Raw genomic sequence first — 23,988 nt, 5'->3', positions numbered from 1 at the left:
CCAATCATCTCCTTTGTCTTATTTTAGCATGGCGGGATGAGAGATTTCTATTGCACAATACCGTTTCGAATGGCAAAAACGACTGCCTGTGTCCGGTCTTGGGCATTGCATTTTTGCAGGATGCGGTGCACGTGGGTTTTCACAGTGCTTTCACTGACGAAAAGCTTTTCAGCAATATCCTCATTTCTCAATCCGTAGGCCATTTGCTGAAGAACCTCAAGCTCTCTTTTGGTGAACGGCTCTGCCAGTTCTTCGGCATGGGGCTGTTGCTTCGCTCGAAATGTCTCACTGATAATTTTAGCAGCTGTGACTGTACGGAAAATCGCCTCGCCTCTCGCCGCAGCGCGAATCGCATCTATCAACTCCTCAGGAAGTGTATCCTTCAGCAGATAGCCGACTGCGCCCGCACGGATGCCTTCAAATACGTATTCTTCCGTGTCAAAGGTGGTTAAAATGACTATCTTTGTATTTGGAAGTGCGGACATAATGTCTTTCGCCGCTTCGATGCCTGAGCAACGCGGCATCTGGACATCCATGAGGATGACATCGGGTTTTGTTTGTTTTGCGAGTGCTATAATATCGTGACCGTCGCCGGCCTCACCAGAAACCGTCATATCCGTCTGTGCGTTGATGACGTAGCGGAAGCCTTCACGCACAAGCGGCTGATCATCGGCAAGCGCGACGCGTATTTTATCTTTGTTCATCTTTTTGCTCCTTATTCGTTGTCATGAGCGGCAATGACAGCTCAATTTTCAGGCCGCTCGGCTGTATGGCACTGAAAGTAAGGGAACCGCCTGCTTTTTCTGCGCGCTCTTTCATTCCTGTTAGGCCAAATCCATAAGTAAGGCTGCCGGTGAATTGTCCGTCGTCGGTGATTGTGACATAGAGATGGGACTTGTCGTTAGAAATGACGGCCGCCGCATGGGAAGCGTCAGCGTGACGAATAATATTGGTCAGCGCTTCCTGCAAGATGCGGTAGATCGTTTCGCTCACGTTTGGAGGCCAAGACTCTTCTGACAGTCCGGCAGTATCTAAAGAAACGTACAAGCCGCTCCGTTCCTCCACTTGATGAATGAGCCCCCGCAAAGCGGTAAGCCCCACCATCGATTCACTACGGCCCATTTGGTGAACGACAGACCGTACTTCTTGAAGACATTCCCTGGCGACACTCAGTACATTTTGAATGACTTTTTCTGAATCTTCCTTGCTGCTTTTAAGGATATAGGGAAGAGATTGAAGCTGAACAATCACAGAAGTCAGCTCGTGACCGATGCTGTCATGAATGTCGCGGGCGATTCTTGTACGTTCCTCAAGGACCGCGTACCTTAATGAAAGAACAGAAGCCTCCTGCAGCTCTGCATGCGCTTTCTGGAGTTCTTTATGAGCATGCTCCAGCTGCACATGCATTTTCGCCAATTCAGCATGATTTCGTTCAGCCTCCCTTCTCGCTTCTCGTCTGAAACGCATGGAGGAGAAGAAGACGTAGAGTCCGATCATGATCGAGATGTTGCTGATGATGGTATTCAAGCTTCCTCCATGTGAGGATAGGAGTAATATGTTGCCTCCAATTAAACATGCTGTGAAGATCAAGGATAGCCGTGAAGGGAGTCTAAAGGCGGCATATATCATTAAAAATACAATCAAAAAATAGGCGGCACCCTGCTCTTGGCCGGAAACAGCCCAAAAGAAATCGGTCAGGAGCCAGAGTCCGATGAATATGCACAAACTAACAGCAGTGGATGCCACATAGGGAATGATCCAAATGAATGCTAAGTATACCGCAAATACAAATGCTAACAAAATGGGATCAGCTTTGGCTGGGTGAGATAAAAATTGTATGCAATTCAAAATGAGAATAAGGCTCGGCACAAGCTTCTTGTAGTAGTGCCGAGCCGGAGTTTGTCCGTTCATGCTGATCCTTCTTTCGGTTATTGAATGGATACTTTGCCGTCGGTCAGCCGTCGGTATGCTTTGTAAAGCATGATGTTGCGTGCTGTGATGGTGCCGAGGGGAATGAAGAACATAGAATGAATAATGGCAATAAACATCTCGTTGCTCTCAGGCAGCCATGTTCTCGCGGCCATGCGCAAAGAAAGTATCACTAGAATGAGAATAACACTTCCAAGGGAGCCGCGTGAAGTGACCTTTCCGGTTTCCGGGTGAATCCGCACGTTTACCATCTTTCCAATGCCAAACCCGCAGGCCAGCCCGATTAATAATAAAATGCCGCTGATCGCCACATGTAATACGGAATGAAAATACGCCGGCTGAAACGATGCTGATACGCCCCATAAGAGCAGCAGCGGAATGATCAGCAACTTCCCGGGTCTGACAGCTCTCTCTCGGTACATCGATAAAATAATAAGAATCAATACAATAAAAATATATGGGCTCATCGCCATGTCATCAAATCCTTTCTGCATTAAGCATAGCGAAAAAGGGAAAGAAAAACGTCAACCGGCAGATTGATTTTTCAGCTGCTATACTTGTTCACGCTGCATAAAGGTAAGAAAATGCTGATAATATATGAAAAAACTATTAATAAACGATTAAACTTCTTAAAAATGGATGTGGACCGGTTTTAAACACTATATAATGAAAACAGGTCATTTTTTAGGAGGGTTACATCATGGCAATACTTGTTACTGGCGGTGCCGGGTACATTGGCAGCCACACATGTGTTGAACTATTGAACAGCGGCTACGAGATTGTTGTTCTTGATAATCTGTCTAACAGTTCGGCTGAAGCGCTGAACCGTGTCAAGGAGATTACGGGAAAAGATTTAACGTTCTACGAAGCGGATTTATTGGACCGGGAAGCGGTAGATGCGGTTTTTGCTGAAAATGAAATCGAAGCTGTGATTCATTTTGCTGGGTTAAAAGCAGTCGGTGAATCTGTGGCGATTCCGCTCAAATATTATCATAACAATCTGACAGGAACGTTTATTTTATGCGAGGCCATGGAGAAATTCGGCGTCAAGAAAATCGTATTCAGTTCATCTGCGACAGTGTACGGCGTTCCGGAAACATCGCCGATTACGGAGGACTTTCCATTAGGCGCGACAAATCCTTATGGGCAGACGAAGCTCATGCTTGAACAAATATTGCGTGATTTGCATACAGCCGACAATGAGTGGAGCGTTGCGCTGCTTCGTTACTTTAACCCGTTCGGCGCGCATCCAAGCGGACGGATCGGTGAAGACCCGAACGGAATCCCTAATAACCTTATGCCGTATGTGGCACAGGTAGCAGTCGGGAAGCTCGAGCAATTAAACGTATTCGGAAATGACTATCCGACAAAAGACGGGACAGGCGTACGCGATTATATTCACGTCGTTGATCTCGCAGAAGGCCACGTCAAGGCGCTGGAAAAAGTATTGAACTCTACAGGAGCCGATGCATACAACCTTGGAACAGGCACAGGCTACAGCGTGCTTGAAATGGTCAAAGCCTTTGAAAAAGTGTCAGGGAAAGAGGTTCCGTACCGTTTTGCGGACCGCCGTCCGGGAGACATCGCCACATGCTTTGCAGATCCTGCGAAAGCCAAGCGGGAACTGGGCTGGGAAGCGAAACGCGGCCTTGAGGAAATGTGTGCTGATTCCTGGAGATGGCAGTCTTCTAATGTGAATGGGTATAAGAGTGCGGAATAAGAATGGAGGCCTTCTCAATAGAGAAGGCCTTTAAAGAACAAGGGTGCCTGAACAGGCACCCTTGTTAGCTGTTATTTGATTTTCACAATAACATCATTACTGAATTTTAGTTTCCAAGTGCCTTTTGCATAAGCTTCCTTGTCAACTTCAAATGCTTTTACACCTGTTACTTTAATATTAGGATTTAGATCACTCAAAATTTTAGAGTTATCAACTTTTGTCTCAGTTGCATAGTTTACAGAAGCATCAATATCAGAATCATAAGAAGTACCATCAGCATCAACTAATTTAACAGTTGGAATTGAAAAAGAACTTATTGGCTTTTTAGATACGTTTTTAATTGTATATTGAACAGCTACAATTGTACCACCATCAGATGCTTTCTTTTCAACATATTGAGTACCGACAGTATCTCTGTCCTCTACCTTCGTAACTGTCACTTCAGTTTTTTCAGTTTTTACAGTATCACCGATATTGTATGTTTTTTCAGTTTCTGCTTTGCTTCCGCTTGATGTTTTGGAAGTGGCTTCTGAACCGCCTCCGCCGCCAATCATATTACCGATAATAATGATGACAACAACTGCGAGAATAAACGTAATGATTTTATGTCGCATAAAAAAGTTACGTTGATCCTTACCGCAGTTAGGACATTTTTTTACACCCTTTGCAATTTCTTGACCGCAAGCTTTACAGGGTACTAGTTTTCCTGCCATTATATTTCCTCCTATGTAATAAAATGTACGAAACATATGTACTATAATGCCTATATTATTTCACTTAGTCAATATAAAATTATGAATTTCTCATAATTATTATCATTTATAGTTAAATTTACTTGTAAAATATATGCTTTTTTTCTTATCGGTTATATCTGTTCTTTTTTAATAGATAAATCGTTTTTTCTTCCAGCTTATCTGATGAAAACTCCGCAAATACCCCTTGAACCAATTCGAACCGTCCCTTATAATGCTAATATTGGAAAGTGAAAAGGATATGATAAAAACAGTGGTTTTCTAGGGTTCCGCAATGCAAATTGGACTGTGACCGAGAGAAAACACATAGCAGCTTGGCTGTTATGACACGGTGGGATAAAAGCCCAGGAGTTTCTGCTCTTTTTCGAGAGCGTTCTCCTGGGTTTTTTTATTTGCTAGTAGAACAGAACAATGAGAAGGAGTGTTTTCGTGATGAAAAAGAGAATGCTGGATGTACTTATGCTTGTGATTGGCGCTTTTTTCTTCGCGCTTGCGGTTAATTTATTTGCGATTCCCAATGATCTTGGGGAAGGCGGAGTCACTGGGATTACGCTGATATTGTATTATCTGTTTCAATGGTCTCCTGGTGTCACGAACTTTATCTTAAATGCGTTTTTGCTTTTAATCGGCTACAAGTTTCTGGATGGAAAAACAACGGTTTATACGATCATTGCGGTTGCGGCAAATTCGCTTTTTCTTCATCTGACACATGGGTGGAGCATTCCGTCTGATGAATTGATCATTAATACGATTTTCGCAGGTGTATTTGCCGGAGTCGGGATCGGCATGATTATCCGGGTCGGCGGGACGACGGCTGGTTCCGCGATTCTGGCCAGAATTGCTAATAAATATTTAGACTGGAATATCAGCTATGCACTCTTGTTTTTTGATTTAATCGTAGTATTTAGCTCTTATTTTATTATTGGTGCAGAAAAAATGATGTTTACGATCGTGATGCTGTATATCGGTACCAAAGTGATGGACTTCATTATTGAAGGTTTGAATACGAAAAAAGCCATTACGGTCATTTCAGAAAATAAGAGTGAGATTGCAGAGCAGGTGAATACCTTGATGGATCGGGGCGTGACGATTTTATCAGGGAAGGGAAATTATACGGGCCAATCAAAAGAGATTTTGTATATCGTCATTAACAAACAGGAGCTGTCTATGCTGAAAAAAATCATTAGAAGCTGCGACAAAAAAGCGTTTGTGATCGTTCATGACGTACGCGATGTGTTTGGCGAAGGGTTTGTGGATATATCTAAATAAAGAAAAATCCCTCTGTACTTGAAGCAGAGGGATTTTTTCATTTAGAACGGATATTTGCGGTATTGCTTCTGTATCGAAATCCATTTCGTCACGGTAAATTCCTCGACGACCCACGGATTACCGAAGCGGCCGACACCGCTTGCTTTGTTTCCGCCAAAGGCAATATTCGGCGAATCATTGACGGACTGGTCGTTGACATGGGTCATGCCGCTGTCAATTTGCAGGGCGAACTTTTCGCCTTTTTCTAAATCAGAAGTGAAAACCGCAGAGCTGAGGCCGTATTCGGTATCATTAGCCATGTCAATCGCTTCCTGATCGCTGCCAGCTTTAATAATGGTCGCGATTGGGGCAAACAGCTCCGTTTGGGCAATTTTGCTGTTGTTGTGCGCACCGACAAAGACGTACGGCGTCAGCACGTTTCCGACGCGTTTTCCTTCAACCGCAAGCTCAATGCCGTCTGTCTTTGCCTGCTCAATGATCTCCAGCGCTTTCTCGATTTGGCGCTCGTTAATCAGCGGGCCGACAACGGTTTTCGGATCGGTTTGATCGCCATACGGAAGCTGTTTGACACGGGCGGTGAATTTTTCTACAAACTCATCGTATACATCTTGATGAACGATGATCCTGTTGATAATCATACAGATTTGTCCCTGGTGAATAAATTTTCCGAAAATCGCGGCATCCACAGCACGATCGACATCCGCATCTGAAAGAACGGCAAATGGATTGTTGCCGCCGAGCTCAAGTGCCATTCGTTTGAAGGCACGCCCGGCGATTTCACCGATGTGGCGCCCGACTGCTGTTGACCCTGTAAAGCTGATTAATCTCGGGATTGGATTGGTGAGCATGCCGTCCCCGATTTCCCTTACATCCGTCAGCATGACGTTAAGGACACCGGCAGGAAGACCGGCGTGTTCAAACGCTTTCGCAATGATGGTCCCGCCGGAAATAGCAGTTTGGATATCAGGCTTGTGAACAACACTGTTACCCAGCGCAATTGCGGGCGCAATGGATCTCATAGATAAATTCATTGGAAAATTAAATGGAGAAATCGATGAAATGACACCTAGCGGAAGGCGGTAAATCTTATTGGTTTTCCCTTCAATGTCGGATGGCACCTCTTTGACGCCGCCTAATTCACCAGTATACGTCATGGCTTCATCTAAAATCGCAATCGTTTGTTCCAGCTCGATTGTTGATTTAATGATCGTTCCGCCAGTTTCGCGGGCGATCATCAAAATGATGTCATCACGGTTTTCCTGTAAATAGCCGCGCGCTATTTGCAGGACGGCTTTTCGGTCTTCCGTTGTGCTCTTGGCCCACTCTTTTTGGGCTTTCTGTGCAATGCCAAACGCATCCTCCAGCTGTTTGCCCGTTGCCAAAGTTGCTGTTGTGATCACAGACTGGTCATACGGATTCAAAATGTCCTCCGTACGTCCGCTTTCTCCCTCAGTCCATTTTCCGTTGATAAAACTTTTGTTTAACGTTTCGAAACTCATAAGATGACCCTCCTTTGGTCCTGCATATCCTCTTCTATTTCCGCTGAAGCCAATATGTAAACGAATGAGGTTTCCCTTTCAGTTTCTCGTCTATCTATACCGGATATACTCTTTTTTAGTGGAGAACATGTGTGTTTCGCCTTATACTGAATATACAGATCCTTACATAAGAGAGGAGACTCTATGAAATCGCTGCTGGCTATTTATCCCGGTTCGATTGTGTCTGAGGAGCTTTGCATAAGGGAAGGCTGTCTATGTTTTTTTGATGAGAGCAATCAGAGATATATCTCCATTCCGAAAACAGAGATCAGTGAAAAAGAAGTATTGGTGCTGCAATCATTTTTGACGCCTGCGGATGAGGGCAATCAACTGTCTATGAAATCACCTGAGGAAAACAAGTGGTTTTCGTTCCTTTTTTCCAGAGGGGAATTGCCGGCGTACATAAAGAAACGGACGAGATTTGTTCACTTTCATTTATTCGGCAAAATAGAAAGGACGTCCTTTACGGAAGCGGTTCGCCATTTTTGGCCGGTGTCTTTTGTGATTGTGTGGATTCATGAGGACAGAGGCGTGATTGTCGAGCAGGAAAGTGAAGCGGCGGCGAAGAAGGGCGAACTGGAATCGCTCGCAAAAGTTCTTGAAAGTGATTTCTACTTCAGTGTCCGTTTTTACGCCGGAAGATTTTACGAGCCGGATGAGTGTCTGCGAAAACATTACACTCGTGAACAGGCGTATTTCCTGTTTGCTGAAAAACGGCTGCCTCAGGTGCAGAGTGTGACCTTTGAGATGATCTTTCCTTTTCTATTATTAGAAACAGAAAAAGAAAAACTGGAAACACTGCTCTCTGAAGAAGCTGAGCTTTTATTTGGAAGTGAATCTGAGCTAAGGAAGACCATTAAGCTGTTTATTGAAAACAACTCAAACGTCACATTAACAGCGAAAAAGCTGCATCTGCATCGCAACAGCCTGCAATATCGGATTGATAAATTTATTGAGCGGTCAGGGATAGATATCAAATCGTACAAAGGCGCGCTTCTTGCCTATTTTATCTGCCTGCAAAATGAAAGTTCAGAATAAATTGGAAATATGCACGAAAAATGGCTGGATGATTTTATGAACGCTGCCCATTTTAGCGAGAGGGAATTGCTGTTACACTCAATATAAGAAAGCGTTTACAATAACAAAGGGGGATGTTAGATGGCTGAATTGCGGATGGAGCACATTTATAAATTTTATGATCAAAAGGAACCGGCGGTTGATGACTTTAACCTTCATATTGCCGATAAGGAATTTATCGTATTCGTCGGCCCGTCCGGCTGCGGGAAATCAACGACGCTGCGAATGGTCGCAGGACTTGAAGAAATTTCGAAAGGCGATTTTTATATTGAAGGAAAACGGGTTAATGATGTAGCGCCAAAGGACAGGGATATCGCGATGGTATTTCAGAACTACGCGCTCTATCCGCATATGACGGTCTACGATAATATCGCGTTCGGGCTCAAACTTCGGAAAATGCCGAAGCCTGAAATCAAAAAAAGAGTCGAAGAAGCCGCTAAAATTCTCGGGCTGGAGGAATATTTGCACCGTAAACCGAAAGCGCTCTCAGGCGGACAGAGACAGCGGGTTGCGCTGGGCCGGGCAATTGTGCGGGATGCAAAGGTGTTCCTGATGGATGAGCCTTTGTCAAACCTGGACGCGAAGCTGAGGGTGCAAATGCGGGCGGAAATCATTAAGCTCCACCAGAGACTGCAAACTACAACGATTTATGTGACACATGACCAGACAGAAGCGCTGACGATGGCGACACGGATCGTAGTCATGAAAGATGGGAAAATTCAGCAGATCGGGACGCCGAAGGATGTTTATGAATTCCCTGAAAACGTCTTTGTCGGCGGGTTTATCGGATCACCAGCGATGAACTTTTTCAAAGGGAAGCTCACGGATGGCTTAATCAAAATCGGTTCTGCGGCATTAACCGTCCCGGAAGGAAAAATGAAAGTGCTGCGTGAAAAAGGCTACATCGGCAAAGAGGTCATCTTCGGCATCCGTCCTGAGGATATACATGATGAATTGATTGTCGTGGAATCATATAAGAACTCTTCGATTAAGGCCAAAATCAATGTTGCAGAGCTGCTCGGTTCTGAAATCATGATTTATTCGCAGATCGACAACCAAGACTTTATTGCGCGGATCGACGCCCGCCTCGATATTCAATCGGGCGATGAACTGACGGTTGCATTTGATATGAATAAAGGCCATTTCTTTGACAGTGAGACAGAAGTGAGAATTCGATAAGATCAAAAAAACCGGACATGGAGACATGTCCGGTTTTTTGCTATTGAAAATCTCAAAATCAAACCGATGAAAAAGGAGGAAGAAATAGACAGAAAGCAGGAGAATGATGAAACGATTGTTTTTAAGCATCTTTCTTTTGGGCAGCTGTTTGGCTCTTGCGGCTTGCGCTGATCAAGAGGCGAATGCAGAGCAGCCGATGCCAAAAGCGGAACAAAAGAAACCGGAAAAAAAGGCAGTACAAGTTCAGAAAAAAGAAGATGATACATCCGCATGGATCAAAACAGAGAAACCGGCAAAGCTGCCGATTTTGATGTACCACAGCATTTCTTCAGGAAACAGCCTCCGTGTGCCAAAGAAAGAATTCGAGGCGCATATGAAGTGGCTTCATGATAACGGCTATCAGACATTAACGCCGAAAGAGGCATATCTCATGCTGACGCAGGATAAAAAACCGAGTGAGAAGTGCGTGCTGATCACATTTGATGACGGGTACACCGACAATTATCAAGATGCGTATCCGGTGCTGAAAAAGTACGGGATGAAGGCAACGATTTTTATGATCGGCAAATCGATCGGACATAAGCACCATCTGACAGAGGAACAAATGAAGGAAATGGCACAGCACGGGATATCGATTGAAAGCCATACGATTGACCACGTTGAGCTGAACGGATTAACGCCTCAACGGCAGCAAAGTGAGATGGCGGATTCGAAAAAGCTGTTTGACCACATGTTTCATCAGCAAACCACCATCATCAGCTATCCGGTAGGGCGCTACAATGAGGAGACGCTGAAGGCCGCTGAAAAAACAGGCTATCAAATGGGCGTGACAACAGAACCGGGCGCGGCTTCGAGAGACCAGGGTATGTATGCCCTCCATCGAGTGCGCGTGTCCCCAGGCATGTCAGGCTCGGCTTTTGGTGCGTACATCGAATCAATGAAATAAAAAAAGGCGGCGTTTAATCGCCGCCCCCTCCGCCGCCACAGCCGGAATCGCTGAAACCTCCGTCACTGCTGCATCCATCATGGTGTGAGCTATGATCTGAATAACCGAAATACCCGCTGTCCGCCTGCTGGCGGCTTTTATTTTCCGATGGCTGCGGCTGAATCACTGAAAGAAAAACAATAATAGCTATTATCAATAAGATCACTATCACTTCTGGTCACTCCCTTTTTTTACCATATCTGTTATACGGATGAAACGCTGACCGGTTTCATTTCAAAGTGATCGATTCTTTCAGGCGGTCTCTGAGCCAGCGCTTTAGCACCCCATGTCCTTTGTTTGACAATAAAGTGCCGACACGCCAATACATAGGGGGATGAGGAGCGAACTGAAAATCAATCAATCTGAAAAACCAGCTTTTATCACGGGTGAGAGAATCAATTTGAAGCTCGTCTTCACCTGCTTCAGAGCTGTAGGCACTTTGTTTCTGTATGTCCTCATCCTGCCGAACCGCCAAGATTCTCAAGGCTTCAGCCATTTGTTTGTAACCGCCCTCCAGCAAGGATGCGCCAAGGTTGTCAGCACGTACCTCCATCCATTGTGAACAAAAGGATTGATAGAGCTGGAACAGGATAATGATTGCCATAATGAAAGCCCAAAGCGCAATTTTGTGGGCCTCGGGATGGGTGATATGCTGCTCAAACAAGAGGAAAATCCCAACGACAGCTCCAAGATATAGAAAACGCAAAAGCTGTGATGACAGAACGTCACGTTTTTTGATATGAATTGCCTCATGGGCCAGAATGCCTTCGATGACACGCTGTGGAAGTGTTAGTGTGGCGCTTGTCAGGATGACCATTGACCTCCCGACATTCATGCCTACTGCCATTCCGTTGTAATCATCACTCTCCGTTTCGTATATGCGGACATGGGAAATGCCGGCCGCTCGGAAAATCTTATCGGCCGCTGCCTGTACATGCGGATGATGACAAGGCTTGGCGTCCATCGCCGCCCGCAACACACGGTCTGACATATACATGTTGAATACCCAATATAGGATTACGGCAACAGCCATGACCCATGGAGAGGCGTGTAATGCGTATAACGCGAGCACCAATAAGGCGTAAGCGGATACCCCTTTTACGCTGGCGGCAAAATAAAGCTTCCCGAGCAGCCGCTTCACATTTTTTCTATGATAAAACGGCAAAACAGAAATCACATTGTCCACATTGTTTTCTGCATCTGTGTATTCCTGGAGAATTGTTTTCCATTTTTGCGGTTCCTTCACCGTCAGAAACAGTGTTTCGCCGGGAAGAGACAGTTTAATGACTTGCTGAAAGCTTGTTGTTAAATCTAGACGTGATGAATACATCGTCAGAAGCGGATGGAGCTTTAAGAGATCTGCCGTTGATTCAAGCTGAATATCCTTCAAATCGGAAAGCGGGTATGTACGGGTTTCATAGTGTGAGCTGATATGCAATTTTTCTAAGGCAGCTGAATAAAAAACCTTTACGCTGAAAACATTCAGTATACGCTTCACCAGTGCCCCTCCGCCGGAGATCATGCCGAGAAGGATCACATATTTGAGAGGGCTTGGGTCAGGTCCATAGATGAAAAAAATAACAGCCCCTGCAAACACAATGGCGGTCAGCGTAATGTCTGACAGGAGACGTGTTTTGTTTCTGGCCAGCTCGATTTCCTGCCAGTCTCCCGAAGGTTTTTCCACACGCTCTGAAACAATGAGATCCATTGCGGTCCAATAGCAGTAGAACATTGTCGCGAGTGAGACAATGCCGTCCATGAATGAGAGATGAGAGAAGATGTAAACTGCAGCGCCGACCCATAGAACAATATCAATCCAGAAGTCTATGGCCGGAATGAGTTTTGCAGCTAGGGCTGATATCAAATAAAATCCCAGCCCGAGAAGCATAAAGAGAAATAGATGAGTTCCCATAGGCATGCCAGATTCCTTTCTATCTAGTATTTCCAACTATTACTATAGCATGGGATGGGAACTTGCAAAAATATGGACATGCAAAAAAGCAAGCTCTTTCGTTTGACGAAGAACTTGCTTGCGGGGATCAATAAAACTGGTGCAGCAGCAATAAGGTTAAGGATACTGTGATCGCGCCCCCGATGCGGGTAGATACCTGGGCGAACGGCATCAACTCAAGCCTTTCAGCGGCGCTTAAAATGGCAACGTCACCCGTGCCGCCTTGTCCAGAATGGCACGCATTGATAATGGCGGTTTCAATCGGATACATGTTCAGCCATTTTCCAGTGAAGAAGCCAACGGCCATCATGGTCACAACGACAGACAGAATCGTAATAATATTACTGAGGTTAAAAGCGGCGACAAGCTTGTCCCACGGCGTCATGGATACCCCAATCGCAAAGAGAAGCGGGTAGGTCACAGCTGTTGAAAAAAAGCGGGACACTCCAAACGCGCCATTTTCAATTGAGGCAGGCACCAATCTGAACAGCTTGATTAGAACAGCCAGTAACAGCATGGCAACGGGTGCCGGAAAACCGAAAAAATCGTGAGCGAGCATGCCGACTAAGTATAAAGAAACAGCAAGGATACCGCCTGACGCAAATAAAGAAAGGTTGAACATTTGCTGTCCGCTTTGAGATTCCTCCAGCGCAGGGGACTCTTCTTCGGAGCGGTCCACTTTGCCGTTGCCTGTCCATTCCGGTTTTTTCTTTCCGATGCGGTTCAGCAATCCCGCTAGAATAATCGCGCACAAGCTGCCCAGCATAATCGATGGCAGAACAAGTGCAAACGCTTCCCCTTGAGAAATGGGCATGATGTCAGAATATCCGATGGACAGCGGGATAGCGCCTTCTCCGACTCCTCCAGCCATAATCGGAATGACAATGTACAGCAGGGTATGCTGAAATCCGAGTCCGAGCAATGTCCCGACAGCCAGCCCGACAATAGCGGCTGTGACAGAACCGACAATAAGCGGAATAAAGATTTTCATAAATGCTTTTACGAGTGTTTCTCTTTTCATGCCAAGAATGCTTCCGACGACAATACCGGCGATAAACAAATAAAGAAAGTTTGAGTTTTCTGTAAATTCTGTGGTGGATTTGACGATATCATTAGGCAGCAGGTGATAGTACACGACAGCGGATGGAATAAAAGTAGCTAGGATGGCCGGGCCGCCGATAGAACGCACAATCGGTATCGATTTGCCGATTTGGGCAAAGGTAAACCCGAAAAACGCCATGACGGCAATGGATGTCAAAATGTCACTTTTTACATCGTGATGCATAACAAAAACAGTGATTAATATAAACAGCAAGGCATACACAGGAAGCGGTATGATGCCTACTTTTATATTCATGGCTTTCGCAAACCAATTCTCTTTTCGAACCCCTTCGTGAATTGTATCCGTTTGCAATTGCATGTGTGTTTGAAGCTCTCCCATTGAAAAACCTCCCCTATTCTTGATGCAGTGAAATTGTTCACTATGTTAAGTATACTAAAAAATTGAAATTATTAATATATTAGAAATTTACTATTCAACTTTTCTCCACTTGCCGGTTCAAATGAAAAGAGGCATCCTGCCTAAAATCTGTTTATGACGGAGTGCTGAGAAACGAGTGCTGGTGCGGGGCAAGCATTTTGTTCGCAAGGAACGATGTGTTGATGTACGATAATAAAGGGTCATTTATCCTAGCAGCCGACATAAATAAGCAACAAAATAGACAAAAATCCGTCACATAGGGCGGGACTTTTTAGGTATTTTAGGCTTTATTTTTGAAATGAATCGTTGTAAAGTACTTAATATGAACCAGTCAGAGATTGTGTCATTTGGTCAGTCTGGCAATTTTGCCTCATATTGAACGACTTTTTGACACATTTGTGAAATATTGAACAATATTTTTTTCGTCTATTTTGTGAATTACTGATCAAAGTCTCGGTTCTATTTGTGAAGTAGTGAGCAAATTAACAGTTTTAACCGGAAATGGAGGAGAAAGCATGAGTGAATTGGTATTAGCCCGCATACAATTTGCATCAACAACGTTGTTTCACTTCTTGTTTGTGCCGATGTCTATCGGGCTTGTGTTTATGGTTGCGTTGATGGAGACTCTTTATCTTGTAAAGAAAAATGAGCTGTATCTCAAAATGGCAAAGTTTTGGGGGCACTTATTCTTAATAAATTTCGCAGTCGGTGTTGTAACGGGGATTTTGCAAGAATTCCAGTTTGGACTGAACTGGTCTGATTACTCCCGTTTTGTCGGAGATGTATTTGGCGCTCCCCTTGCGATTGAAGCATTATTGGCGTTTTTCATGGAATCTATTTTTATCGGATTATGGATTTTTGGCTGGGACCGCCTGCCGAAGAAAATTCACGCTCTCTGCATATGGCTCGTATCATTCGGAACGATCATGTCATCTTTCTGGATTTTAACAGCAAACTCCTTTATGCAGGAGCCGGTCGGCTTTACGATCAAAAACGGCCGCGCGGAAATGAATGATTTTGGCGCGTTGATTACAAACCCTCAGCTTTGGGTTGAATTCCCGCACGTTATTTTCGGTGCGCTTGCCACTGGAGCTTTCTTTATTGCCGGAGTGAGTGCTTTTAAACTGCTGAAGAAAAAAGAAGTGCCGTTCTTTAAGCAATCTTTTAAACTGGCAATGATCGTCGGCCTTTGTGCCGGTCTTGGCGTCGGCCTTAGCGGACACATGCAGGCTGAGCACTTGATGGAATCACAGCCGATGAAAATGGCTGCCAGTGAAGGCCTATGGGAAGACAGCGGTGACCCTGCTGCTTGGACCGCTTTTGCGACGATCGATACAAAAAATGAAAAAAGCTCAAATGAAATCAAAGTTCCTTATGCCTTGAGCTACTTGGCTTATCAGAAATTCAGCGGAAGTGTCAAAGGGATGAAAACCCTTCAGGCTGAGTACGAAAAAATATACGGAAAAGGCGACTACATTCCGCCAGTGAAAACGACATTCTGGAGCTTCCGCATCATGGTAGGAGCAGGTGTTGTCATGATTCTTGCTGCGTTAGGCGGCCTTTGGTTAAACCGCCGCAAAAAGCTTGAAAACAGCAAATGGTATTTGCGCATCATGATCGCGTTGATTTCCTTCCCGTTTCTTGCGAACTCCGCGGGCTGGATTATGACAGAAATCGGACGTCAGCCTTGGACGGTTATGGGGTTAATGACAACCGCTCAATCTGTGTCGCCTAACGTAACAGCGGGTTCCCTGTTATTCTCAATCATCGCATTCGGTGTGATGTACATGATTCTGGGCGCACTGCTTGTCTTCTTGTTTATCCGTGAGATTAAAAAAGGTGCGGAGCATGATAATCATCATGATGTGCCTGTATCAACAGATCCATTTAGTCAGGAGGTATACCATGGCATCTCTTCATGATCTTTGGTTTATACTCGTTGCCGTATTGTTTGTAGGTTTCTTCTTTTTGGAAGGCTTTGATTTCGGGGTCGGCATGGCGACCCGTTTTCTTGGCCATAATGAATTAGAACGCAGAGTGCTGATCAACACGATCGGGCCGTTCTGGGACGCGAATGAAGTGTGGCTTTTGACTGGCGCAGGCGCCATTTTCGCGGCATTCCCAAACTGGTATGCAACGATGCTGAGCGGTTATTACATTCCGTTTGTCATAGTGCTGCTTGCGTTAATGGGCCGCGGGGTCGCGTTTGAGTTCCGCGGCAAGGTGGATCATTTAAAATGGGTAAAGGTTTGGGACTGGGTCGTTTTCTTCGGCAGTCTGATTCCTCCGTTTGTGCTTGGTGTGCTGTTCACGACATTATTCCGCGGGATGCCGATTGATGCCGACATGAACATTCACGCACATGTATCTGATTATATCAATGTATATTCTATACTTGGCGGTGTGACGGTAACACTTCTTTGCTTCCAGCATGGATTAATGTTTATCACGCTGCGTACGATTGGTGATTTGCAAAACCGCGCCCGGAAAATGGCGCAAAAGATAATGGGTGTTGTTTTTGTAGCGGTTCTTGCCTTCGCGGCCCTTTCTGCGTATCAGACAGACATGTTTACACGCCGCGGCGAGATTACCATTCCGCTCGCTGTTTTGATTGTCATCTGCTTTATGCTCGCGGCTGTATTTATTCGTAAGAAAAAAGACGGCTGGACATTTGGGATGACAGGCGCTGGTCTGGCGCTGACCGTGGGAATGATCTTTATTTCCCTATTCCCTCGTGTAATGGTCAGCTCGCTTCATAGCGCATACGATTTAACAGTAGCTAACGCTTCTTCCGGAGATTATTCGCTTAAAGTCATGTCAATTGCAGCATTAACGCTATTGCCGTTCGTCATCGGCAGCCAGATCTGGAGCTATTATGTCTTCCGGAAGCGCGTCAGCCATAAGGAGCCTATGACTTATTAATGGGAAAAGACCTGTTTCGATATAAAGGAATGAAGCGGATTCTCACCTTGATTACTTGTTTAACGATGATTCAGACAGCCGCCATTATTATGCAGGCAGAGTGGCTGAGTGAGGCCGTAACCGGACTGTTCAACGGGAAGGGCATTACCTCCCTTTTTCCGATGATCGGCTTTTTCCTCATCGCTTTTATCGCCCGGCACGGGGTGACGGTGGCGCGACAGAAAATCGTCTATCAATACGCCGCCCGGACAGGAGCAGATTTGAGGAAAAGTTTTCTTGATCAGCTGTTCCGATTAGGCCCCCGCTTTGCAAAGAAAGAGGGGACGGGGCAAATGGTGACGCTGGCGATGGAAGGCATCAGCCAGTTCCGCCGCTACCTGGAGCTGTTTCTGCCGAAAATGGTCAGCATGGCGATTGTGCCTGCGGCAGTTGTCATTTATGTGTTTTTTCAGGATCGGACATCAGCCATCATTTTAGTCGCTGCTATGCCGATTCTGATCATCTTTATGATTCTCCTCGGCCTTGTCGCGCAGAGAAAAGCGGATCGTCAGTGGAAATCCTATCAGAGACTTTCCAATCATTTTGTTGATTCTCTTCGCGGGCTGGAGACATTGCGTTTCCTAGGTTTGAGCAAGTCACACAGCAAAAATATTTTCTATGTGAGTGAGCGGTATCGCAAGGCAACGATGAGCACACTCCGGGTGGCGTTTTTGTCATCATTCGCCCTCGATTTTTTCACGATGCTGTCGGTGGCGACAGTCGCAGTATTTCTGGGCCTGCGCCTCATTGACGGCGATATTTTGCTTGGCCCTGCTTTAACGGCGCTTATTCTGGCGCCTGAGTATTTTTTGCCGGTGCGGGAAGTGGGGAATGATTATCATGCAACGCTGAACGGCCAGGAAGCAGGAAAAACCATTCAAGAGATTTTGTCACAGCCTGGTTTTAAAGAAGAGACGCCGCTTCAGCTCGAGGATTGGTCCGATCAGGATGAGCTGAAGCTGTCAGGCGTGTCAGTCGGCCGTTCGGTGTTTGATATTCATCTCTCATTTAAGGGCAAGAAAAAAATCGGCATTATCGGTGCAAGCGGCGCCGGAAAATCAACATTAATTGATATTCTCGGCGGATTTTTGGAGCCGGATGGCGGGATGATTGAGGTTAATGGTACAAGCCGGTCCCATTTGCAGGACGGCAGCTGGCAGAAGAACCTTCTGTACATCCCCCAGCATCCGTACATTTTTGATGATACGTTGGGGAACAACATTCGCTTCTACCATCCAAGCGCTTCGGCAGAGGATACAGCCCGTGCTGCTGCGGCGGCGGGACTGGCGGAGCTGGTGGATAATCTTCCTGAAGGATTAGAGGGGCGGATCGGGGAAGGCGGCCGGGCGCTCAGCGGCGGCCAGGCACAGCGTGTCGCGCTGGCCCGCGCCTTTTTGGGAAACCGTCCGATCCTGCTGCTGGATGAGCCGACCGCTCATCTTGATATCGAAACAGAATATGAAATAAAAGAAACGATGCTGGATTTATTTGAGGATAAGCTCGTCTTTCTCGCGACTCACCGCCTTCACTGGATGCTCGATATGGACGAAATTATCGTGCTGGACAGAGGCAGGGTTGCGGAAATCGGGACTCACAATGAACTGCTGGAGAAAAACGGTGTGTATACCAAACTCGTGAAGGCACAACTGGGGGAAAGAGCATGAAGAAAGAAGAATGGATTTTGCCGTATATCAAGCAAAATGCCCGCCTGTTTGTTCTGGTTATCTTTTTGGGCGCGGTGACGATTTTTTCTGCTGCTTTTCTCATGTTCACCTCAGGGTTTTTGATTTCTAAAGCGGCGACAAGGCCGGAAAACATTCTGCTCATTTATGTGCCGATTGTCGCAGTGCGCACCTTTGGGATTGCGCGCTCTGTATCGCGATATGTGGAACGGCTCGTCGGGCATCACATCATTTTGAAAATCGTATCCGACATGCGCGTCCGCCTTTACAATATGCTTGAGCCGGGTGCTTTGATGCTGCGTTCCCGTTTTCGCACGGGGGATATGCTCGGCATTTTGTCTGAGGATATTGAGCATTTGCAGGATGCATTCTTAAAAACGATTTTTCCTGCGATCTCAGCCTTGCTCCTGTATGCTGTGTCAGTGATAGCGCTCGGCTTCTTCTCTTGGCCGTTTGCCATATTGCTTGCGCTGTATTTGTTTGTTCTTGTTGTATTGTTTCCGGTTGTGTCTTTGCTCGTGACGAGAGCGAAGAATGCGAAGCTGAAAAGCGGACGGAATGTGCTGTACAGCCGTCTGACAGATGCCGTGATGGGTGTCAGCGACTGGATGTTCAGCGGACGCCGGCATGCTTTTATTGATGCTTATGAAAAAGAGGAACGTGATTGGTTTGAGCTTGAACGGAAAAAACAACGTTTTACGAGATGGCGGGACTTTGCTGCGCAATGCTTTGTCGCCGGCCTTATTTTGCTGATGCTGTTTTGGACAGCGGGACAGCAAGCGGACGGCGAGCTCGCTAAAACGATGATTGCCGCTTTTGTGCTAGTGGTATTTCCGTTGACGGAAGCCTTTTTGCCGCTTTCGGATGCCTTAGGCGAAGTGCCGGGCTATCAGGATTCTATCAGACGCATGAACAAGGTGGCTCCTCAGCCGGAGGCGTCACAAACAGAATCAGGGGCTCAAATGCTCGATCTTCAAGATGTCACCCTGGCCTTTCGTGATGTGACGTTTTCTTATGACAACAGCAGCCAAGTGCTGCACAACTTTTCCTTTACGCTGCGCCAAGGAGAAAAAATGGCGCTGCTCGGCCGAAGCGGCTCTGGGAAATCAACATCGCTTGCATTAATCGAAGGCGCCTTGAAACCGGACTCCGGTTCTGTAACGTTAAACGGAGTGGAGACAGCGCTGTTAAAGGATCAGATTGCGGATGCGGTGGCCGTGTTAAATCAAAAACCGCACCTGTTTGATACAAGTATTCTGAACAACATCAGGCTCGGAAACGGAGAAGCAAGCGACGAAGATGTGCGCCGCGCCGCAAAGCAGGTCAAGCTGCATGACTACATTGAGTCATTGCCTGACGGATATCATACCTCTGTACAGGAAACGGGCATCCGTTTTTCCGGTGGAGAGCGCCAGCGGATCGCACTTGCGAGGATTTTGCTGCAGGACACACCGATCATCATCCTCGATGAGCCAACAGTCGGCCTCGATCCTATTACCGAACGTGAATTGATGGAAACGGTGTTTGAGGTGCTGAAAGGAAAAACGATTTTATGGATTACCCACCATCTCGCGGGAGTGGAAGCTGCTGATAAAATCGTATTTCTCGAAAACGGCAAAACAGAAATGGAAGGAACCCATGAGGAGCTTCTGGCGGCAAACGAACGGTACAGCCGCCTGTATCACCTTGATGTTCCTGTAAAATAGAAGACAGCCCTAAAAGGCTGTCTTTTTTGTTTGAAAAAGAAAAGGGACAGGAAAAATAGGAAAAGAAAGCAGAGGAGGGATAGAGATGAATGTTCCATATTGGACGGAAGAGCATGTAAGGGCCACGCTTCCTGAAAGAGGTGCGGAGAGCCATAAAGGCACGTACGGTACGGCTTTGCTTCTGGCTGGAAGTGACGACATGCCGGGGGCAGCGCTGCTTGCAGGGCTTGGGGCCATGCGGAGCGGTTTAGGCAAGCTTGTCATCGGTACATCAGAAAGCGTAATCCCGCTAATTGTTCCTGTTTTGCCCGAGGCGACCTATTGGCGTGACGGCTGGAAAAAGGCGGCGGATGCTCAGCTTGAAGAGACGTACCGGGCCATTGCCATCGGACCGGGCCTTCCGCAAACGGAAAGCGTACAGCAGGCAGTCGATCATGTGCTTGCTGCTGATTGTCCTGTTATTTTGGATGCCGGAGCGCTGGCGAAGCGCACATATCCGAAACGGGAGGCTCCCGTCATCCTCACGCCGCACCCGGGCGAGTTTTCCCGAATGACAGGGGTGCCCGTGAACGAATTGCAGAAAAAAAGAGCGGAATATGCAAAGGAATGGGCGGCTCAGCTGCAGACTGTCATTGTGTTAAAAGGAAACCAAACCGTCATCGCGTTTCCTGATGGAGACTGCTGGCTCAATCCAACCGGAAACGGGGCGCTCGCCAAGGGCGGAACCGGTGACACGCTGACGGGCATGATATTGGGGATGCTCTGCTGCCATGAAGATCCAAAGCACGCCATATTAAACGCGGTCTATTTGCATGGTGCGTGCGCCGAGCTCTGGACGGACGAGCACTCCGCTCATACGTTGCTCGCTCATGAGCTATCTGACATCCTGCCCCGCGTGTGGAAACGATTTGAATGATAAAAAAGCTGTCTTCAGAGAGAAGACAGCTTTTCTTGATACCCCGCCCGTTTTTTCAGACGCGGTTTCATTAATACATAGTAAAGCACAGAAGGCACGGCCAAGCCGATAATCCATGCGATGTCTCCGCCGCCAAACATTTTGGCAAGCGGTCCGATGTAAAAGCTTGTGTTGATAAACGGAATTTCCAGCAAGATAGACAGAACGAACGCAATTGTGGTGATCCAATTGACCTTTCCATAAGGCCCGTTTACGTCGAACATGGCTTTGACTTGATACTTTCCGTGGCGAACGAAGTAGTAATCGACTAAATTGATTGCCGTCCACGGAATTAAGAAATAACTGATGAAAAAGATAAAATTCAAAAACAGCTCCATAAAATTGCTCTGTCCCAGTAGGCTTAAGACTGTGCCGACAAGCGTGACACCCAGGATCATGATGATTCTGACTTTGGGCGTGACTTTTAATTTCAGAAACGGCTCCAGCGTTGTTGTCGTGGACATGAAGGCCCCATACAGGTTAAAAACATTAATTGCCATTTGTCCAAATAGCACAATGATCAGCATAATAAACGAGAAGGGACTGAACAATTGGACAATCTGGCTGCCTGAGTTTGCCGTAAAGTCAGGAAGTGAGGTTGTCAGCAATGCGCCGAGCAGCATCATCCAGATGGAGCTGACAGATGTACCTGCATAGCTGTACCAAAATGTTTTTGAAGCCGGTGTTTTAACTGGCAGATATCTTGAATAATCGGCAACATACGGCGCGTAGGCAAGCTGCCACGTCGCAACTGCGCTGACTGCCACCAAGAAAATTGGCAGATCAATCGCTCCGGGAATCCAGCTGCCTGCCGGAATCGGCAATTGAAAAATGAGAATCGTTGCAGCAAAAAATACAGCAAAAGAGGTCCAAGAAAGGATTTTTTGCATTTTGTGAATCAAATCATGGCCGAAAATGGTGAGTAAAAAACATACGGCGCTTAAGCCTATAATGCTCCATGATCCCGGGATGGGAACAAAGCTGCTTAAGGTTCCGGCCGCCAGAATCGTACTGCTTGCGAAGAAACCAAGGTAGATAAACATGACTAAGAAGAGGGGAAGAATCGCTCCGATTACGCCGAATTGGGCACGGCTTTGAATCATTTGCGGGATGCCTAGCTGAGGGCCTTGCGCGGAATGAGACGCCATAAATATGGCACCGATTAAGGTTCCGCAAATAATAGCGGCAACACTCCAAAACAGATTAAGTCCCATTGCAACGGGAATCGTGCCGGTCACTAACGTGGTGATATGCATATTAGCCCCGAACCATACGGGAAATAAATCTTTCGCTTTACCATGTCTTTCTTCATTCGGAATATATTCAATCGTTCGCCTTTCTACTTTCAATGCATCGTCCTCCATATTGGATGTTTTTTTGAAATCGACATAAAGTCATAGCTTAACAGACTATAAGAGGGTTTACAAATAAGGATATGCAGCCAAACGGCCGGGAAGCCTGATCTGTCAATGGCTGAAAAGAATTGTAAAAAAGATGAACGCTTTTGAATCCGGTGTCGTCTCATAAGGCAGAAAAACAAAAAAGGGGGGATCACGGTCATTGGATACACATGAAGAACAGCGGCTGATCCAGCAGGCGAAAGAGGGAAACGACGAGGCGTTTACAGCCCTTTTCCACTATCACTATTCTTTCTTATATAAATACTTGTTAAAGCTTTCCCTTCACCCCGATCTCAGCGAGGAACTTGTTCAGGAAACCTTTCTGAAAGGGTACATCCATTTAAGAAGCTTTCAGGGCCGTTCAAAATTCTCCACATGGCTGATCTCCATTGCATCGCGGCTCTATCTCGATCACCAGAAAAAGAGAAAGAGAGAATGGAAACGGAATCAGACAGTTACGGAGGAAACAATCCGCAAGATCAAGTGGGACGTGTCGGCGAAAGGGGCAGAGTGGAGCGAAACGCTCGATCTGTTTTCAAAGCTGGACCCTAAACTGCGCACACCGGTTTTATTAAGGCATTACTACGGCTATACCTACGCTGAAATCGGGGTGATGCTTCAAATCAAAGAAGGCACTGTAAAGTCCAGAGTTCATAAAGGGCTCCAGCAAATCAGAAAGGAGTGGGATGATGAATAAAGAAAAGCTTTCTGATCATTTAAAGTCAGAATGGAAAAAAATTGATCAAACAGCCAATCCCTCTATACCGAATCAAAAAGAACTGCTTCACCAGCTGTCACAAATGAAAGCTGAATACAGAAAAAAACTTCTTCAAGAGATCATTTTATTTGTATTCTGCGCGCTGATGGTTGTGAGTGCTGCAATCTTAGCTTTCACTCAAGCTCCTGCTGTGTTTATTGTGCTTCAGGTTTGTGTGCTTGCGGTGCTGCCGATTTTGATTGCGGCTGAGAAAAAAAGGCATCTCGGCGAATGCGAGGTGAAACGCGGATGACACAAACAGAAATTATCATAACGGTTGCGGCTTGTCTCATCGTATTGGCGCAGGGAATCTTTTTATTTATTGATGCGAAAAAACGTAATCGCATGGCATGGGTTTGGGGGATTGTCGGATTGATTCAAGCACCGATGCCTCTGATTTGTTATTACTTTTTTGTCATTAGGCCGGATCGGAAGAAAAGGGGGATCAAGCAATGAATATTTCTTGGGAAATGATTTTGCCGCTGATTGTATTACAGCTGGCTTTGGCGGTGTTTGCCCTTATCAGCTGTATAAAAGAAGAGCGGACAAACGGGCCAAAGTGGATGTGGGCTGCAATCATTGTATGTATCAATATTATTGGGCCGATTTTGTTTTTTACCGTCGGCAGAAAGCAAAGGTAAGCCGAT

23 protein-coding genes and 1 riboswitch are annotated in these 23,988 nt (G+C 46.2%); of the genes, 14 read left to right on the top strand and 9 right to left on the bottom strand.

All coding sequences use genetic code 11. The features are described from left to right. Positions 1 to 47: 47 nt before the first annotated feature. Genes yxjL through NSQ83_RS20460 form a run of 3 tightly spaced genes read right to left on the bottom strand, consistent with a single transcriptional unit; the run spans position 48 to position 2,402 of the window. The gene (gene yxjL, locus NSQ83_RS20470) at positions 48 to 704 is read right to left on the bottom strand and encodes a two-component system response regulator YxJL (protein WP_024571477.1); all 657 of its coding nucleotides are present in this window, start codon (positions 702 to 704) and stop codon (positions 48 to 50) included. After that, complete coding sequence (gene yxjM, locus NSQ83_RS20465; RefSeq protein ID WP_069703598.1) at positions 691 to 1,911, bottom strand: two-component system sensor histidine kinase YxjM; 1,221 nt, start codon at positions 1,909 to 1,911, stop codon at positions 691 to 693. Before yxjM ends, yxjL begins: the two co-directional genes overlap by 14 nt. 17 nt (positions 1,912 to 1,928) lie before the next feature. After that, a complete protein-coding gene (locus NSQ83_RS20460; RefSeq protein ID WP_029726184.1) occupies positions 1,929 to 2,402 on the bottom strand; it encodes a DUF1453 family protein in 474 nt (157 codons plus the stop codon). A gap of 227 nt (positions 2,403 to 2,629) precedes the next feature. Between NSQ83_RS20460 and galE the strand changes: the two genes are divergently transcribed. Continuing rightward, positions 2,630 to 3,649 (top strand): UDP-glucose 4-epimerase GalE, encoded by a 1,020-nt coding sequence (gene galE / locus NSQ83_RS20455; protein ID WP_003227253.1) that lies wholly within the window; start codon positions 2,630 to 2,632, stop codon positions 3,647 to 3,649. 71 nt (positions 3,650 to 3,720) lie between these two features. On the opposite strand, the gene NSQ83_RS20450 is transcribed toward galE, so the two are convergent. Continuing rightward, positions 3,721 to 4,263, bottom strand: coding sequence for a DUF4352 domain-containing protein (locus NSQ83_RS20450; RefSeq protein ID WP_003227255.1), 543 nt, complete (start codon positions 4,261 to 4,263; stop codon positions 3,721 to 3,723). Positions 4,264 to 4,651: 388 nt separating this feature from the next. After that, a riboswitch (guanidine-I (ykkC/yxkD leader) is annotated at positions 4,652 to 4,754 on the top strand. A 79-nt stretch (positions 4,755 to 4,833) separates the two neighbouring features. Between NSQ83_RS20450 and NSQ83_RS20445 the strand changes: the two genes are divergently transcribed. Further along, positions 4,834 to 5,670, top strand: a complete 837-nt coding sequence (locus NSQ83_RS20445) for a YitT family protein (protein WP_003242615.1) — start codon at positions 4,834 to 4,836, stop codon at positions 5,668 to 5,670. A 41-nt stretch (positions 5,671 to 5,711) separates the two neighbouring features. Here the strand turns inward: NSQ83_RS20445 and NSQ83_RS20440 are convergent, their stop codons facing one another. After that, the gene (locus tag NSQ83_RS20440; protein ID WP_080529964.1) at positions 5,712 to 7,169 is read right to left on the bottom strand and encodes an aldehyde dehydrogenase family protein; all 1,458 of its coding nucleotides are present in this window, start codon (positions 7,167 to 7,169) and stop codon (positions 5,712 to 5,714) included. Between the two features lie 183 nt (positions 7,170 to 7,352). Here NSQ83_RS20440 and NSQ83_RS20435 point away from each other — a divergent pair, with 183 nt between their 5' ends. The 3 genes from NSQ83_RS20435 (at position 7,353) to NSQ83_RS20425 (ending at position 10,410) form a co-directional block, all read left to right on the top strand. Next, complete coding sequence (locus tag NSQ83_RS20435) at positions 7,353 to 8,246, top strand: PucR family transcriptional regulator (RefSeq protein WP_046664013.1); 894 nt, start codon at positions 7,353 to 7,355, stop codon at positions 8,244 to 8,246. A 120-nt stretch (positions 8,247 to 8,366) separates the two neighbouring features. Further along, the gene (msmX, locus tag NSQ83_RS20430; protein ID WP_003242648.1) at positions 8,367 to 9,464 is read left to right on the top strand and encodes a maltodextrin ABC transporter ATP-binding protein MsmX; all 1,098 of its coding nucleotides are present in this window, start codon (positions 8,367 to 8,369) and stop codon (positions 9,462 to 9,464) included. Between the two features lie 106 nt (positions 9,465 to 9,570). Beyond that, positions 9,571 to 10,410, top strand: coding sequence for a polysaccharide deacetylase family protein (locus NSQ83_RS20425; protein WP_041334479.1), 840 nt, complete (start codon positions 9,571 to 9,573; stop codon positions 10,408 to 10,410). 13 nt (positions 10,411 to 10,423) lie between these two features. Here NSQ83_RS20425 and NSQ83_RS20420 read toward each other — a convergent pair whose 3' ends face one another. The 3 genes from NSQ83_RS20420 to cimH all read right to left on the bottom strand — a co-directional run bounded on the left by NSQ83_RS20420 (position 10,424) and on the right by cimH (position 13,841). Next, on the bottom strand, positions 10,424 to 10,621 hold the full coding sequence (locus NSQ83_RS20420) for a hypothetical protein (RefSeq protein ID WP_069703600.1): 198 nt from the start codon (positions 10,619 to 10,621) through the stop codon (positions 10,424 to 10,426). A 57-nt stretch (positions 10,622 to 10,678) separates the two neighbouring features. Further along, a complete protein-coding gene (locus NSQ83_RS20415; RefSeq protein ID WP_198878391.1) occupies positions 10,679 to 12,367 on the bottom strand; it encodes a M56 family metallopeptidase in 1,689 nt (562 codons plus the stop codon). A gap of 121 nt (positions 12,368 to 12,488) precedes the next feature. Next, a complete protein-coding gene (gene cimH / locus NSQ83_RS20410) occupies positions 12,489 to 13,841 on the bottom strand; it encodes a citrate/malate transporter CimH (protein WP_003227271.1) in 1,353 nt (450 codons plus the stop codon). A gap of 554 nt (positions 13,842 to 14,395) precedes the next feature. Between cimH and cydA the strand changes: the two genes are divergently transcribed. From cydA to NSQ83_RS20385, 5 genes are all read left to right on the top strand, one after another. Beyond that, positions 14,396 to 15,802 (top strand): cytochrome ubiquinol oxidase subunit I, encoded by a 1,407-nt coding sequence (gene cydA, locus NSQ83_RS20405; RefSeq protein WP_003243795.1) that lies wholly within the window; start codon positions 14,396 to 14,398, stop codon positions 15,800 to 15,802. After that, the gene (gene cydB, locus NSQ83_RS20400) at positions 15,786 to 16,802 is read left to right on the top strand and encodes a cytochrome d ubiquinol oxidase subunit II (protein WP_003244559.1); all 1,017 of its coding nucleotides are present in this window, start codon (positions 15,786 to 15,788) and stop codon (positions 16,800 to 16,802) included. Before cydA ends, cydB begins: the two co-directional genes overlap by 17 nt. Next, positions 16,802 to 18,505, top strand: a complete 1,704-nt coding sequence (gene cydD / locus NSQ83_RS20395) for a thiol reductant ABC exporter subunit CydD (RefSeq protein WP_198878392.1) — start codon at positions 16,802 to 16,804, stop codon at positions 18,503 to 18,505. Before cydB ends, cydD begins: the two co-directional genes overlap by 1 nt. Then, the gene (gene cydC / locus NSQ83_RS20390; protein ID WP_038428019.1) at positions 18,502 to 20,229 is read left to right on the top strand and encodes a thiol reductant ABC exporter subunit CydC; all 1,728 of its coding nucleotides are present in this window, start codon (positions 18,502 to 18,504) and stop codon (positions 20,227 to 20,229) included. Before cydD ends, cydC begins: the two co-directional genes overlap by 4 nt. An 85-nt stretch (positions 20,230 to 20,314) precedes the next feature. Then, the gene (locus NSQ83_RS20385; protein WP_038428017.1) at positions 20,315 to 21,145 is read left to right on the top strand and encodes an NAD(P)H-hydrate dehydratase; all 831 of its coding nucleotides are present in this window, start codon (positions 20,315 to 20,317) and stop codon (positions 21,143 to 21,145) included. 14 nt (positions 21,146 to 21,159) lie between these two features. Here the strand turns inward: NSQ83_RS20385 and NSQ83_RS20380 are convergent, their stop codons facing one another. Then, positions 21,160 to 22,533: a cytosine permease gene (locus tag NSQ83_RS20380; protein WP_198878393.1), complete on the bottom strand. Its 1,374-nt coding sequence runs from the start codon at positions 22,531 to 22,533 to the stop codon at positions 21,160 to 21,162. A 211-nt stretch (positions 22,534 to 22,744) separates the two neighbouring features. Between NSQ83_RS20380 and sigY the strand changes: the two genes are divergently transcribed. Genes sigY through yxlE form a run of 4 tightly spaced genes read left to right on the top strand, consistent with a single transcriptional unit; the run spans position 22,745 to position 23,982 of the window. Then, a complete protein-coding gene (gene sigY, locus NSQ83_RS20375) occupies positions 22,745 to 23,281 on the top strand; it encodes an RNA polymerase sigma factor SigY (protein WP_015250905.1) in 537 nt (178 codons plus the stop codon). Continuing rightward, positions 23,274 to 23,594, top strand: coding sequence for a YxlC family protein (locus tag NSQ83_RS20370; RefSeq protein ID WP_003227289.1), 321 nt, complete (start codon positions 23,274 to 23,276; stop codon positions 23,592 to 23,594). The genes sigY and NSQ83_RS20370 overlap by 8 nt, the downstream gene beginning before the upstream one ends. Next, entirely contained in the window at positions 23,591 to 23,797 is a 207-nt protein-coding gene (gene yxlD / locus NSQ83_RS20365) for a sigma Y negative regulator YxlD (RefSeq protein ID WP_003227291.1), read from the top strand. Before NSQ83_RS20370 ends, yxlD begins: the two co-directional genes overlap by 4 nt. Continuing rightward, a complete protein-coding gene (yxlE, locus tag NSQ83_RS20360) occupies positions 23,794 to 23,982 on the top strand; it encodes a sigma Y negative regulator YxlE (protein ID WP_003227293.1) in 189 nt (62 codons plus the stop codon). The genes yxlD and yxlE overlap by 4 nt, the downstream gene beginning before the upstream one ends. Positions 23,983 to 23,988: the final 6 nt, after the last annotated feature.

Source organism: Bacillus sp. PS217, assembly GCF_037963535.1.
Classification (GTDB): Bacteria; Bacillota; Bacilli; order Bacillales; family Bacillaceae; genus Bacillus; species Bacillus subtilis.
Note: the sequence above shows the minus strand (reverse complement) of the source record. Positions and strands in the feature narration are given on the sequence as shown.